9 protein-coding genes are annotated in these 14,054 nt (G+C 74.3%); 5 read left to right on the top strand and 4 right to left on the bottom strand.

The window, feature by feature from the left end; all coding sequences use genetic code 11:
• Positions 1–6: 6 nt before the first annotated feature.
• Entirely contained in the window at positions 7–3,558 is a 3,552-nt protein-coding gene (gene mfd, locus GNZ18_RS25675; RefSeq protein ID WP_156219082.1) for a transcription-repair coupling factor, read from the bottom strand.
• Between the two features lie 261 nt (positions 3,559–3,819).
• Between mfd and GNZ18_RS42495 the strand changes: the two genes are divergently transcribed.
• The 3 genes from GNZ18_RS42495 to GNZ18_RS25695 all read left to right on the top strand — a co-directional run bounded on the left by GNZ18_RS42495 (position 3,820) and on the right by GNZ18_RS25695 (position 7,638).
• Positions 3,820–4,842 carry a class I SAM-dependent methyltransferase gene (locus GNZ18_RS42495; RefSeq protein WP_312874733.1) on the top strand — a complete coding sequence of 341 codons (1,023 nt, stop codon included), beginning with the start codon at positions 3,820–3,822 and terminating at the stop codon, positions 4,840–4,842.
• Between the two features lie 230 nt (positions 4,843–5,072).
• Positions 5,073–6,545 (top strand): adenylyl-sulfate kinase, encoded by a 1,473-nt coding sequence (gene cysC / locus GNZ18_RS25690; RefSeq protein WP_214620852.1) that lies wholly within the window; start codon positions 5,073–5,075, stop codon positions 6,543–6,545.
• Positions 6,546–6,663: 118 nt separating this feature from the next.
• A complete protein-coding gene (locus GNZ18_RS25695; RefSeq protein ID WP_173390884.1) occupies positions 6,664–7,638 on the top strand; it encodes a sulfite exporter TauE/SafE family protein in 975 nt (324 codons plus the stop codon).
• On the opposite strand, the gene GNZ18_RS25700 is transcribed toward GNZ18_RS25695, so the two are convergent.
• The 3 genes from GNZ18_RS25700 to GNZ18_RS25710 all read right to left on the bottom strand — a co-directional run bounded on the left by GNZ18_RS25700 (position 7,615) and on the right by GNZ18_RS25710 (position 11,715).
• A complete protein-coding gene (locus GNZ18_RS25700) occupies positions 7,615–8,880 on the bottom strand; it encodes a hypothetical protein (RefSeq protein WP_156219083.1) in 1,266 nt (421 codons plus the stop codon). The genes GNZ18_RS25695 and GNZ18_RS25700 overlap by 24 nt on opposite strands.
• Positions 8,881–8,942: 62 nt before the next feature.
• A complete protein-coding gene (locus GNZ18_RS25705; RefSeq protein ID WP_156219084.1) occupies positions 8,943–10,532 on the bottom strand; it encodes a YveK family protein in 1,590 nt (529 codons plus the stop codon).
• Positions 10,533–10,548: 16 nt separating this feature from the next.
• Positions 10,549–11,715, bottom strand: a complete 1,167-nt coding sequence (locus GNZ18_RS25710; RefSeq protein WP_308166521.1) for a glycosyltransferase family 4 protein — start codon at positions 11,713–11,715, stop codon at positions 10,549–10,551.
• A 165-nt stretch (positions 11,716–11,880) separates the two neighbouring features.
• Between GNZ18_RS25710 and GNZ18_RS25715 the strand changes: the two genes are divergently transcribed.
• On the top strand, positions 11,881–13,011 hold the full coding sequence (locus GNZ18_RS25715; RefSeq protein WP_214620850.1) for a DUF1972 domain-containing protein: 1,131 nt from the start codon (positions 11,881–11,883) through the stop codon (positions 13,009–13,011).
• Between the two features lie 39 nt (positions 13,012–13,050).
• The gene (locus GNZ18_RS25720) at positions 13,051–13,965 is read left to right on the top strand and encodes a phosphotransferase (RefSeq protein ID WP_156219086.1); all 915 of its coding nucleotides are present in this window, start codon (positions 13,051–13,053) and stop codon (positions 13,963–13,965) included.
• Positions 13,966–14,054 lie beyond the last annotated feature (89 nt).

The raw sequence follows: 14,054 nt of genomic DNA on the forward strand, positions 1-14,054 counted from the left end.
GCCAGCCTATGCGCGGACCGGTTCGAGGAACAGGGCCTCGACCAGGTCCGTCGCCCAGCGCAGCAGCTCCTGGTCGCGCAGCGGGCGGCCGCCGAGCGGCGCGGTCTTCGGCGCCGGCACGAGCAGGGTGTCGGTCGCCGGTTTGAGGATGCTCTTCGGGTACAGCCGCTGCAACCTGACCTGCTTGGAGTCCGGCAGCGACACGGGCGAGAACTTCACGAAGTTCCCCTGGAGCGTGACGTCGGTCAGCCCCGCGGCGCGCGCCCTGGCCCGGAACCGCGCGACCTCCAGCAGGTTCAGCACCGGGACGGGCAGCGGCCCGAACCGGTCCTTCAGCTCCTCGTGCACGGGCTCGATCTCGTCCTCGGACGTGATCGCCGCGATCCGGCGGTAGGCGTCCAGCCGGAGCCGCTCCCCCGGCACGTACTCGTGCGGCAGGTGCGCGTCGACGGGCAGCTCGACCTTGGTCTCGACGGCCTGCGGCTCGCCGCCGCCCTCCTTCAGGTCCCGGACGGCCTCCCCGACCATCCGGACGTACAGGTCGAACCCGACGCCCGCGACGTGCCCGGACTGCTCGGCGCCGAGGATGTTGCCCGCGCCCCGGATCTCCAGGTCCTTCATCGCGACGTACATGCCCGCGCCGACCTCGGTGTGCTGCGCCAGCGTCGCGAGGCGCTCGTGCGCGGTCTCGGTCAGCGGCTGCTCGGGCTGGTAGAGGAAGTAGGAGTAGGCCCGCTCCCGGCCGCGCCCGACGCGTCCGCGCAGCTGGTGGAGCTGCGACAGCCCGTACATGTCGGCGCGATCGACGATCAGCGTGTTGGCGTTCGGGACGTCCAGCCCCGACTCCACGATCGTGGTCGCGACCAGGACGTCGTAGTTCTTCTCCCAGAAGTCGACCATGACGCGTTCCAGCTCGTGCTCGTTCATCTGCCCGTGCGCGATGCCGACCCGCGCCTCCGGGACGAGCCTGGCCAGGTTCGCCGCGACCTTGTTGATCGAGCGGACCCGGTTGTGCACGAAGAACACCTGGCCCTCGCGCAGCAGCTCGCGCCGGATCGCCGCCGCGATCTGCTTCTCCTCGTAGGGCCCGACGAAGGTCAGGACGGGGTGCCGCTCCTCCGGCGGGGTGAGGATCGTCGACATCTCCCGGATGCCGGTGAGCCCCATCTCCAGCGTCCGCGGGATCGGCGTCGCCGACATCGCGAGCACGTCCACCTGCGTCCGGAGCCGCTTCAGCTCCTCCTTGTGCTCGACGCCGAACCGCTGCTCCTCGTCGATGATCACCAGGCCGAGGTTCTTGAACCGGGTCTGGGAGGACAGGATGCGGTGCGTGCCGACCACCACGTCCACGGTGCCCTGCGCGAGCCCCTCCAGCGTCTGGTCGATCTCCCCACTGGACTGGAACCGGCTGATCGGCTTCACCACCACCGGGAACGCGCCGAACCGCTCGGAGAACGTCGACAGGTGCTGCTGGACGAGCAGCGTCGTCGGCACCAGCACCGCGACCTGCCGCCCGTCCTGAACGGCCTTGAACGCCGCCCGGACCGCGATCTCGGTCTTGCCGTAGCCGACGTCGCCGCAGATCAGCCGGTCCATCGGGACCGGCCGCTCCATGTCCTGCTTCACCTCGTCGATGGCGGCGAGCTGGTCGGGCGTCTCGGCGTAGGGGAAGGCGTCCTCCAGCTCCCGCTGCCAGGGGGTGTCGGCGCCGAACGGGTGCCCGGGGCTAGCCATCCGCGCCGAGTACAGCCGGATCAGCTCCCCGGCGATCTGCTTGACCGCCTTGCGCGCCCGCGACTTGGCCTTCTGCCAGTCGGCGCCGCCGAGCCGGTGCAGGCTCGGCGCCTCGCCGCCGACGTAGCGGGTCAGCTCCTCCAGCTGGTCGGTCGGGACGAACAGCCGGTCGCTCTTGGCGTACTCCAGGATCAGGTACTCGCGGGTGGCGCCCTGCACCGTCCGGCTGACCATCTCCACGTACCGGCCGACGCCGTGCTGCTCGTGCACGACGTAGTCGCCCGGCTTGAGCTGGAGCGGGTCGATGCCGCCGCGCCGCCGCGAGGGCATCCGCCGCATGTCCTTGGTGGAGGACTTCTGCCCGGACAGGTCGGTCTCGGTCAGCACCGCCAGCTTGACCGACTCCCAGGTGAAGCCGTTCTCCAGCAGCCCGGTCGTGACCGTGACCAGCGAGGGCTCGGGCGCCTCCGGAAGGTCGGCCAGGCGTGCGCCCAGCCCCTCCTCCCCCATGAGCTGGACGAGCCGCTCCGCCGGACCGTGCCCGGCGGTGACCAGCACCACGTGCCAGCCGCCGTCGATCCAGCCCTTCACGTCGCCGACGACCCGGGAGGTGTCGCCCCGGTACGCCTCGGCGGGCTGCGCCCCGAGGCTCAGCGCCTCCCCCTCGGGGTTGAGCGCCGTCACGCTCCAACGCGGCAGGCCCAGCTCGGTGCTGTGCGCGCGGACCTCCTCCAGCGACCGGAACGCCGCCGCGCCGAGGTCGATCGGCGCCTCGCCGCCCGCCGCCGCGTTGACCCAGCTCGCCTCCAGGAACTCCTGGCTCGTCCGGACCAGCTCCGCCGAGCGGGTGCGGATCCGCTCCGGCTCGCACACCAGCAGCGCCGAGCCGTCCGGCAGCAGGTCGGTCAGCAGCTCCATGCCCTCGGCGAGGACGGGCGAGAACGCCTCCATGCCCTCGACCGTGTCGCCGTCGGCGATCCGGCCGAGGATCTCCTCCAGCGCCGGATGCTCGCCCGCCAGCTCCCGGGCCCGCTCGCGGACCCGCCCGGTCAGCGGCAGCTCCCGGCACGGCGGCGCCCACAGCCCGTCGCCCGCGACCTCCAGCGACCGCTGGTCGGCGGCCTTGAAGTAGCGGATCTCCTCGACGGTGTCGCCCCAGAACTCCACCCGCAGCGGGTGCTCCTCGGTGGGCGGGAACACGTCCAGGATGCCGCCGCGCACGGCCAGCTCGCCGCGCTTCTCCACCAGGTCCACGCGGTGGTAGCCCGCGTCGACCAGGCGCCGGACGACGTCGTCCATGTCGGCGTCCTCGCCGGAGGACAGCCGGACGGGCTCCAGGTCGGCGAGTCCCGACACGATCGGCTGGAGCACCGCCCTGATCGGCGTCACGACCACGTCGAGGCCGCCGCCGCGTCCCGGGCCGCCGCCCGCCCCGGCGGCGGGGTCGCCCGCGTCCGGGTGGACGAGGCGCCGCAGCACCGCGAGCCGCTGGCCGACCGTGTCCGAGCGCGGTGACAGCTTCTCGTGCGGCAGCGTCTCCCACGCCGGGAAGTGCGCGACCCGGCCCGGGTCGAGCAGGCTCGTCAGCGCGGCGGTGAGGTCCTCGGCCTCGCGGCCGGTCGCGGTCACCGCGAGCACCACGCCGGTGCCACCGGTTCCGGCGTTCCCGCCGTCCGCGGTGCGGGTCGCCCGGCTGAGGGCGGCGGCCAGCACCGGCCACAGCGACGGGGGCGCCACGACCTCCTGGTCCAGCCGCGCGTGGGTGAGCGCGCGCGCCAGCCCGGGGTCGGTGCACGCAAGGTCGACAAGTCCGTTGAGGGTCATCTTCGCCAGCTACTCGATCCGCCGCTGAGGGACGCACCGGCCCGGTGCGCGCGGGCCGCCCACGGTCGCCAGGGCAGCCCGAAGAACCGGAATCCGTCCGGACCCGGTGCCTGTACCAGGGTACGCGCCCCCCGGAGGCACCCGGTTACCCGCCCGCGCGGGACGCTCGGCGCGGGTGGTCCACCCGGGGCGCGACACGGCCGTGCCCAACAATGGGCAAATAGCGGACAGAGCGCAGTCGGACGATTACGCTGCGAGACTGTGACCGATCTGCGTACGCCGCCGGTCAGCGACGGCGATCTCTTCTCCGAACGCGCCCGCCAGTACGCCCTAGAGAAGCCCCTGCAGCGGATCCACATCCTGGAGGCGGGGTGCGGCTGGGGCGAGGGGCTGGACCTCGGCGACCATGACCACCAGGTCACGGGCGTCGACGTGGAGTCCCCCGAGCTGCGCGCCCGCACCTGCGAGCGCGCCGACCTCGACAGCTGGCACCTGGGCGACCTGCGCACGGTGCCGATGCCGCCGCGCGCCTACGACGTCGTGCACGCCTCCTACCTGATCGAGCGCGTCCCGCACGCCGAACTCGTCCTCGACCGGTTCGTGGCCGCGCTGAAGCCGGGCGGGCTGCTGCTGGTCCACCTGCGCGACCGCAACACCGCGTTCGGGTTCCTCGACCGGCACCTCCCCCGCTGGATGCACGCCTCCGGACGGCGGCGCAGGGCCCGCGCCGGGCGGTCGCCCCGGGGCGCGCACGCCCGCGTCCCCCACCCCGACCCCGCTCCGGAACCGGAGCCGGAGCCCGCCGCCCCCGCGGACGACCCGGGCGACGTACGGGTCGCCCCCCAGCCCACCACCCCGCCCTCATCAGACGCGCCTTCACCGGACGCGCCCGACCCGGCCGACCCGGCCCAGGCCCGCGCGGAGCCCCGGAGGCCGGAGCCCCGCAAGGCAGAACCACGGAAGGCAGAACCACGGAAGGCAGAGCCCCGGAAGGGGATCGAGCACCGCGCCGGACGCGGCCGGGCCGCCCATCCGCCGCCCGCCGTCTACGACCGGGTCGCCTCGCGCCAGGGCATGCAGTGGTACTGCGTGATGCGCGGGCTGGTCGTCGCCGAGGAGTACACGTCCCGGCAGGCCATCGACGCGCTCGGGGCCGGAACCGGCCTCGCCGACGTGCTGTGCCGGCTGGTGTCGGCGCTCAGCCGGGGCCGTCTCACCGCAGACCACAGCGAGATAACGCTGGTCATCCGTAAACCCGAGAACCGCTTCGCCCGGGTCATCTGAGTCCGCCGCCCCGCCCCCGGGATGCGCGGACGGGCAGGTCCGCAGTATTTTTCCCTGCGGGAGGAGGGGGACGCGGGGTGGCGTCCACCCGGCCCCCGGCTGGCCCCCACGCCGACTCGTGTCACGCGGACGCCGACCCGACGCCGACGCGGCCAGCCGTCTGGACCAACGACCTGGACCAACGACCTGGATCGGCCCGGCCGCGTGCCGGGCCCGGATCGGAGACCGCGGTGACCGCCGACGCCGGCCTGCCCGACACGCTGCGCGACCTGCCCGCCTGGACGCCGGACGCGCGGGAGCTCGCCGACCTGGAGCTGGTGCTCGCCGGCGCGTACCGGCCGCTGACGGGGTTCCTCGGCTCGTTCGACACCGCGATGGTGATCGCGGGCGGGCGGCTCGCCGACGGGACGCCCTGGCCGGTGCCCGTCACGCTGGCGGTCCCGAAGGAGCTGACGGGCCAGGAGCGCGTCGTTCTCCAGGACCCCGAGGGTGTGCCGCTGGCGGTGCTGCGGGTCGGCGAGGCGTGGCAGGACCCGACCACCCAGGGCTGGCGGCTCGCCGGATCGCTGGAGGCCCTGCGCTCCCCCGCGCACGGACCGTTCCACGGCCTGCGCCGCCGTCCCGACGAGGTCGAGGCCGTCGCGGGGCCCGTGCTGGCCGTCGCGACCCGCGAGTTCCTGCACCGCAAGCAGCTCGGCCAGCTCCGGCAGGTCGCCGAGCGGCTCGGCGCGCACGTGCTGGTGCTGCCGATGCTGACCGGGGAGCACGACGAGTCGCTCGTCCGGGCGCTGCTCGGGGTCCGCCGGGAGCTGCCCGAGGGCACCCGGATCATCCCCGTCCCGCTGCCCGACCGGGGCGACGACCCCGAGCGCGACGTGCTGCTGCACGCCCACATCGCCGCCGCCTACGGCGCCACCCACCTGCTCGCGGACCGGGAGATCGAGGGCAGCGCGATCCCCGTCGTCGTCCCCGAGCCGTGGGCCTACGACGCGGACGTGGAGGTGTGGCGGCCGGTCGCGCGGATCGAGCCCGACCACGTCCAGGCCGAGCTGACGCCCGAGCGGCTCGGCGAGCTGCTGGACGCGGGCGAGCCCGTCCCCGACTGGTTCACCCCGCCCGCCGTCGCCGCCGAGCTGGCCCTCGCCCGCCCGCCCAAGCACTCGCGCGGCATCACGGTGTTCTTCACCGGGCTGTCGGGCTCGGGCAAGTCCACGGTCGCGCGGGGCCTCGCCGACGCGCTCGTCGAGCGCGGCGGCCGGACGGTCACGCTGCTGGACGGCGACGTCGTGCGGCGCATGCTGTCGGCCGGGCTGACCTTCTCCCGCGCCGACCGCGACGCCAACATCCGCCGGATCGGGTTCGTCGCCGCCGAGATCACCCGGCACGGCGGCGTCGCGATCTGCGCGCCGATCGCCCCGTACGCGGCGACCCGCGCGGAGGTGCGCCGCATGGTGTCGGTCTCGGGCGACTTCGTACTGGTGCACGTCGCGACGCCGCTGGAGGAGTGCGAGCGCCGCGACCGCAAGGGCCTGTACGCCAAGGCGCGGGCGGGCCTGATCCCCGAGTTCACCGGGATCTCCGACCCCTACGAGGCGCCCGAGGACGCCGACCTCACCCTCGACACCTCGCGGATGACGCCCGACGAGGCGGTCGGGCGGGTCCTGGAGGTGCTTGTGGACGGCGGCTGGGTACGTCCGCAATAGCCGCAAAGCAATATCGGTCCGGCCAACCCGTGCAACCCCCGTCACCTGGGTTACTTCTAGGACATGGGCTGCCGTAGGCTGATGGCCGGTTTTCCTACATAGCAGGTAGGTCATGGCGATGGACTTCGATTGGACGATGGCCGGTGGCTCGTTCCTGGTCGCGATCGTCGTCGGGCTGACCGGAATGGGCGGCGGCGCCCTGATGACGCCGATGCTCGTCACCTTCTTCGGCGTCAGCCCGCTCGCGGCGGTCTCCAGCGACCTCGTCGCCGCCGCCGTCATGAAGCCCGTCGGCAGCGCCGTCCACTACCGCCAGGGCACGATTAACATGCGGCTCGTCGGCTGGCTGTGCGTCGGCTCGGTGCCCGCCGCGTTCTCCGGCGTCCTGCTCGCCCGCGCGCTCGGGCACGGGGCGCGGGTCGAGGACATCATCAGCAAGGCCATGGGCGTCGCGCTGCTCATCGCGGCGGCCGGGCTGGTCGTGCGCGGCTACATCGCCCACCGGGGCCGCGCCGGGACCGACGCCGACGGCGGGCAGGCCCCCGAGATCACGATCCGCCCGGTGCCGACGGTCCTGGTCGGGCTGGTCGGCGGGCTCGTCGTCGGCATCACCTCGGTCGGCTCCGGCTCCCTGATCATCGTCGCGCTGCTGGCCCTGTACCCGGCGCTCAAGGCCAACCAGCTCGTCGGCACCGACCTGCTCCAGGCCGTGCCGCTGGTGTTCGCCGCCGCCCTCGGCCACCTGCTGTTCGGCGACTTCCGGATGGAGGTCACGGCCGCGCTGCTGGTGGGCTCGGTGCCGGGCGTCTACGTCGGCTCGAAGATCTCCTCGCGGGCGCCGGGCGGGCTGATCCGCCGCGTCCTGGCGCTGGTGCTGGTGGCGTCCGCGCTGAAGATGTTCGGCGTCGGCGCGGTACCGCTGGCCTGGACGATGGTCGCGCTCACCTCCACGACCGTGGCCGTGTGGCTCGTCATGCGCGGCCGCACCGCCCCGGCGGCGGCGCCCGCCACCGCGGCCCCAGAGGAGGCGTCGAACGCCCTTGAGGCGCCGAGCGGCGCCGAGCGCGCGTCAGCCGACGAGTTCGTCCGCTGACACCGGGAGGTCGGCGGACGTCTCGTCCGCCGCGTCCGGGACGGGGTCGGTCCTGCGGAGCCTCCGCCACAGCATGACCGCCGAGACCAGCCCGCCCGCGCCCAGGCAGTACGGAGCGATCGACGCGTGGCCGGGGTCGGTCACCAGCAGCCCCACCAGGACGGCGAGCCCGACCGCGCTCTCCACGCCCCGGACGGTGAAGACCTCACGGGACATCTTGCGGGCCGTCGCCAGGCTGGCGAGCGGCAGCGTGCAGGCGAAGCAGACCGCGTAGACGCCCCAGCCGACGAGCGCGACCCGGTCGACCGTGAACGACCCGCCAGTGACCAGCGGGCCGAGCCGGTCGACCAGCAGGATCCCGCCGAGGCTCATGACCAGCGCGATCACCGACAGCAGCACGCAGACGCGCACGGCGCGGCGGGCGGGCATGGGCGCCCCCGTGCGCTCGGCCTTGGCGAAGTCGCCGAGCAGGAACCCCCCGGCGCCGTTGACGAACGTCAGCGCGGGCGCGAGCAGCAGCCGCGCCGCCTCGATGCCCGCGAGCGCGGCGGTCGAGGCGAACGCGGCGATCATGACGCGGGCCAGCAGCAGCGACCCGGGCCGCAGGCCCGCCTGCACCGACCGCCACACCGCGAACGCGGCGATCTCCCGGAACGCGGTGCCGCGCAGCGGTGCGAGCGCGTACTCGGGAGCGGGCAGCCGCAGCCGCGCGAGCGTGATCGACACCAGGCAGCCCGCGCACATCGCGGCGAGCATCAACTCCAGGGTGGCGGCGGCGCCGAGGGCCAGCGCGGCGGCGAGCGTCCCGATCGTCACGACGAGGTAGGAGGAGTCGTTGAGGGCCAGCCGCCAGAACTCCATCCGGGCGGTGAAGATCCGCCGTCCGGTCTCGTTGAGCAGCCACAGCGCCACCAGCAGCCCGAACAGCCCGATCCCCGCCACGCCCGCGAGGCCCATCGCCGCCGTCACGCCCGCCCCGACCGCGGCGCCCGCGCCGACCGTGGCCAGCACCGACAGCAGCAGCGCGCCGCGCACGCGCGGGTCGAACCGGTCGAACACGGTGAGGCTGTCGCCGACCCAGCTCGTCTGCACCGCCGTGATCATGACGAGCACGGAGACGAACAGCGCGTACGCGCCGTAGCCGGACGGGCCGACCGTCCGCGCGCACAGCGCCTGGACGACCAGGCTGCCGCCCGCCGTGACGAACTGGACGGTGACCGCGCCGCCCGCCGATGCCAGCACGCGGGCGACCTTGCCCCCGAGCCCCCCGGGACGCCGCACGCCCGGCCCGGAGGCGGCCTGGTCTACCTGTCCAGGTCGTAGTGCATCAGGGACGTGTCGCCTTTTCCCTTGCCGGACCCGTTGCCCGAGTCGGGCGTGCCCGAGTCGGACGAGCCGGACGGCGTGCTCCCGAGGGAGCCCTTGCCGCCGAGCAGGGAGGCGGGGTCCTCGGCGGTGCGGGTCGGGTCGCCGCCGTCGGCCCACAGGTCGGCCGGGACGTCCGTCCCTGTGCCGCCCTCCGGTTCGGCCGGGGTCTCGCCGCGCGGCTTGCCGCGCCCGCCCTTCCCGCGCGGCGCCTTGCCCAGCGCGGCCGACCCGTTGCCGGAGCCGCGCGAACCCCGCGAACCCGAACCCGACCCGGAGGCCGGGGTCACCGGAAGCCCGGAACCCGGGCTTGAGCTGGAGCTGGCGGGACTCGACCCGTTCAGCCGCGGCCTGCCCCGGTCACGCTCGGGGGGCAGCGGCGGCGGCGCCGCCGGGACGGCCTGGGTGGCGGACGCCGGACGCGGCGCCGCCGGGGTCGCGGACCGGCCCCGGCGCGGCTGGCGCCCGCGCCCGGACGCGGGGGCGAGGGGGTCCTCCCGCTCGCCCTGTTCGGGCCGCTCGCGCAGCGGCTCGCGGGAGTCCTCGGGGCGGGCGCCGCCGACCCGCACGTCGGAGGCGTGCCTGCGGCCCTGGTAGGAGCGTCCGGCGGGGAGTTCGGGCGCGCCGCCCGTGAGCTGCCCGCTGCCGAGCGCGCCCACCGGTGCCCCTCCGGCCGCGCCGCCGAGCCCTTCCGGCGGCCCGCCGGCGGGACCGCCCGCGGGCAGCGGGCCGGGGCCCACCGGACGGCGCGGACGGGCCGAGGCCCGCAGGAACGACACCACGCACGCCAGGATCACGCCGATCGCGAAGCCGATCGCGGCGTTCTGCGGGAGCTTGCTCGGCATGGGCGCCGACGGGTCGGCGGTGTCGAGGAACTGGACGCCGTCGTTGGTCTTGGACCGGGCCGACAGCAGCCCGCTCTCCTCGCCCTGGAGCTTGGTGAGCTGGTTGGCGAGCAGGCGGTAGGCGCGGCTGCCGGACTGGGTGACCTCCATGTCCTGCGTGACCTTGGTCTGGAGCGCCTTGATGCTCTTGATCTGCTCGTCCAGCTTGCCGGTGTTGGTGCTGATCGTCACGTCCTGGTACGCCTGCAGCACCGAGTTGGCGATCACCGCCGCCTCGGTCATGTTGGCGCCGGACGCGGTGACGATCACGACGCCGCCGTCGGGCTTGCTGGAGGTCTTCACCCGGCCGCGCAACTGCTCGCCGGTGAGCTTGGGGCCGCGCTTGTCCCGGACGATCTGCGCCGCCCGCGCCATCACCGGCGTGGACCCGGCGAACGCCGCCCGCTGCGCGGTGTAGGTCGCATACCCCTGGCCGGAGATGACGCCCATGCGCAGCGCGTTATTGTTGTTCGTCGGGTCGGTGACGGCGAACCGCGCGGTGGCGGTGGCACCGCTGAACAGGATCTGCGTGGCCGCCACCGACGCCAGGAGGCAGGCCAGGACGATGATGAGGGACATCAGCCGGTAGCGCCAGACGGCCTCGACGAGGCTGATCTCCGGTGTGACGGGTGTCTGTGCTGTCATCGGGTGCTCTGGGTCCTCAGGAGGCCGGGTGCAGGGGGGACGGGGACGTCGCGGTCAGGCCGTGGACGACCTCCCGCAGGTCGCGGTGGTAGCGGTCGGCGCCGAACCGCTCGGCGGCGTCGGCGGCGGCCCGCTTGGCCATCGCCCTGGCGCCGTCCCAGTCGGCGAGCAACCGGGCGACGCCGTCGGCCAGCGCGGACGGGTCGTCCGGCGCGACGACCACGCCGTTCTCGCCGTCGGTGAAGATCTCGACCAGCCCCTGGGTCGCGCAGGCGACCACGGGCCGGCCGGCCAGCATCGCCTCGACCGCGCCGTTCCCGAAGGATTCGACGCGCGAGGGCACGACCGCGATGTCGGCCTCGGCGAAGGAGTTCCAGACCGAGGGGCGGAACCCCGCGAAGACGACGGTCCCGTCGCCGTCCGCGAGGGCCCGGAGCTCGCTCTCGAACCACTCGTAGCCTGGGTAGACGCTGCCGACCAATGTCAAGGTGACATCGTACCCGCGCTCGCGCAGGACCTGGACGGCCCGGACCGCGATGTCGGACCCCTTACGCTGCGAGAGCCGCCCCACCAGCACGATCCTGGCGGGTGGCCCCGGTTCGGAGCGCGGCGGCGCCACCTGCTCCGGCGGCGGCCCGTCCACCCCGTTGTAGATGATCCGGGTGCCGCCCTTCCCGGCGGACCCGCCGACGGCGGCGGCGCTGGCCCGGCTGTTGACGATCACCGAGCGGGCGAGCCGGAGCGGCGCGTACAGCACGGCCCGCATCGGCCTCGCCATGCCGTCCTCGGCCTCGTGCACGTGGCAGATCGCGGGCACGCGGGCGACCCGCGCGGCCAGCAGCCAGAACGGCAGCGTCACGGTGTTGACGTAGAGGGCGGCGGCGCGCTCGCGGCGCAGCAGGCGCCGGGCGCGGGGCAGGGCGCGGGCGGCGGCCGCCGCGAGCCGCAGGAGGCCGAAGGGCGTGAGGAACGCCTTGCGCAGGACGGGGACGGGCAGCACGACGATCTCGGCGCCCGCTTCGCGAAGGACGTCCGACAGCGGCCCGTCCTCCGGTAGCGTGACGATGACACGCCAGTGAGTGACGAGAGCCCGCACCGACTCGATGAACGTCCGGTCGGAGCCGTAGAGGTCGGGTGACGGATGCGCCAGCACCACCACGGACCGCGAGTCCCGTTCGGCCACTTGCCCTCCTTAGGGCGACCGCGTCCACCAGCGGCGCCACCGTTCTCGCAACCTTCAGATTAACTGTTATTCGCCCCTGGGACGTGCGGTGTCCCTTGCGCATAATCTGTGCGGATCGTAATGAAGCGTCCACAAAGAGAGCGAGGGGTCAGGGTGCGCATCGCCATGGTAGGGACCCGCGGGGTGCCGGCGCGCTACGGCGGGTTCGAGACGGCGGTGGAGGAGATCGGCCAGCGGCTCGCGGCGGGCGGCCACGAGGTCATGGTCTACTGCCGCGGCGAGCGCCACCCCGAGCCGGAGTACCTCGGGATGCGGCTCATCTACCTCCCGGCGATCGAGAAGAAGGTCGCCGAGACGCTCAGCCACACCGGCCTGTCGGTGCTGCACGCCTTCCGGGGCAAGATCGCCCGCGAGGGCGCCGACGTCGCGCTGCTGTTCAACGCGGCGAACGCGCCGCTGCTGCCGGTGCTGCGGACGCTGCGGATCCCGGTGGCCACGCACGTGGACGGCCTGGAGTGGAAGCGCACGAAGTGGAGCGGTACAGGCCAGCGCTACTACCGCGCCGCCGAGTCGATGGCCGTCCGGTGGTCGGACGCGCTGATCGCCGACGCCGCCGGCATCCAGGACTACTACCGCGAGAAGTTCGGCGCCGAGTCGGTGTTCATCCCCTACGGCGCGCCGATCCTCGCCGCGACCGACACCGCCAAGCTCGCCGCCGCGGGCTATGAGCCGGGCGGGTTCCACCTGGTCGTGGCCCGGTTCGAGCCGGAGAACCACGTCCATGTGGCGGTGGAGGGCTACCGGCGCAGCGGCGCGCGCAAGCCGCTGGTCGTCGTCGGCTCGGCGCCCTACGCCGACGAGTACACGGCCCAGGTGAAGGAGCTGGCGGGCGACGACCCGCGCATCACCTTCCTCGGCGGCGTGTGGGACCAGGACCTCCTGGACGCCCTCTACGCGGGCGCGCTGACCTACGTCCACGGGCACTCGGTCGGCGGGACGAACCCGTCGCTGCTGCGCGCGATGGGCGCCGGGGCGTCGGTGCTCGCCTTCGACGTCAACTTCAACCGCGAGGTGCTCGGCGAGGAGGCGGGGCGCTTCTTCGGCGACCCGGCGGAGCTGGCGAAGCGGATCGAGGAGGCCGAGGCCGACCCGGGCGGCGCGGCCGACCGGGGCGACGCGGCGCGCAAGCGGGCCTCCGAGCGCTACGTCTGGGACGACGTGGCCGCCGCCTACGAGCGGCTCTGCCTCGACCTGGTCGAGCGCAGGCTCACCCGCAAGACCGTGCGCCCGAAGTGATCGCGCGCGAACCGAACCGTGGGAGAGGCGGAGCGTGAGATGTCCACTACTGGACAGGGGTTCGTCCGGCCGAGCATGGGGACCCGCAACGTCCTCGTCCCGGCGTGGTCGCGGCGCGGCGCGCTCGCGGGCATATCGCTGATCACCCGTTCCAAGCCGGCGGCGCTGGCGGCGCAGTGGGCGCTGTACGGAGCGGTGGCCGCGTTCGGGCCGCGCGCCGTCCCCGGCCCGAGGGTCGCCTGGGAGCCGCCGGGCGGCCGGGAGCGCTGGGAGGCCCTGCGCGCGCGGGTGGGGACGTTCGATGACCTGGCCCTCTACGAGCGTCCGCAGGCGTCCAGGACGGGCCTCGCGGCCGTGCTGCTGCGCGCGGGCAGGCCGACGGGGTTCCTCAAGCTCCGCGAGGAGCCGGGCGAGCTGGACCGCGAGGAGCGGGCCCTGTCGGCGTTCCCCGAGGGCCGTGCCGAGGGCTTCCGGGTGCCGCGCGTGCTCGACCGGGGCGAGACCGCCGGGTGGCACTGGATGGTCATCGAGGCGATGCCGCCCCGGCCCGCCCGCCCGGTCCGGGGGGTCGAGCTGGAGCCGCTGCTCGGCGACCTCCAGCGGCGGCTGAAGGACGTCCTGCCGCGCACGGCCGAGATCCCGCCGCACTGGGTGCCGATGCACGGCGACCTCACCGCGTGGAACCTGCGCCGCTGCGGCCCGGGGCTCCCGTGGCTGATCGACTGGGAGGACGCGGCGTGGGCGCCGCCGGGCGCGGACGTCGTCTACTACGAGGCGACGCGCGTCGCGGTGTTCGGCAAGCCGTCCTCGCCGGACGCCGGGAGGGGCCACGCGGAGGCGGCCGAGTTCTGGCTGAAGCGGGTGGCGCTGCGCTCCGACGGCGACCACGACGCGCCGCTGAAGGCCCGGCTGAGCGAGGTCCTGCGGTCGATGAACCCGCACGGCCGCCCCTGAGCACGGCCGCCCCCGAGCACGGCCGCCCCTGAGCACGGCCGCCCATGGCCGTGGTACACGAAAAGCGCGCCCCGGCGGGATCGCCGGGG

This window comes from Actinomadura litoris (assembly GCF_009733595.1).
In the GTDB taxonomy this organism is placed as follows: Bacteria; Actinomycetota; Actinomycetes; order Streptosporangiales; family Streptosporangiaceae; genus Spirillospora; species Spirillospora litoris.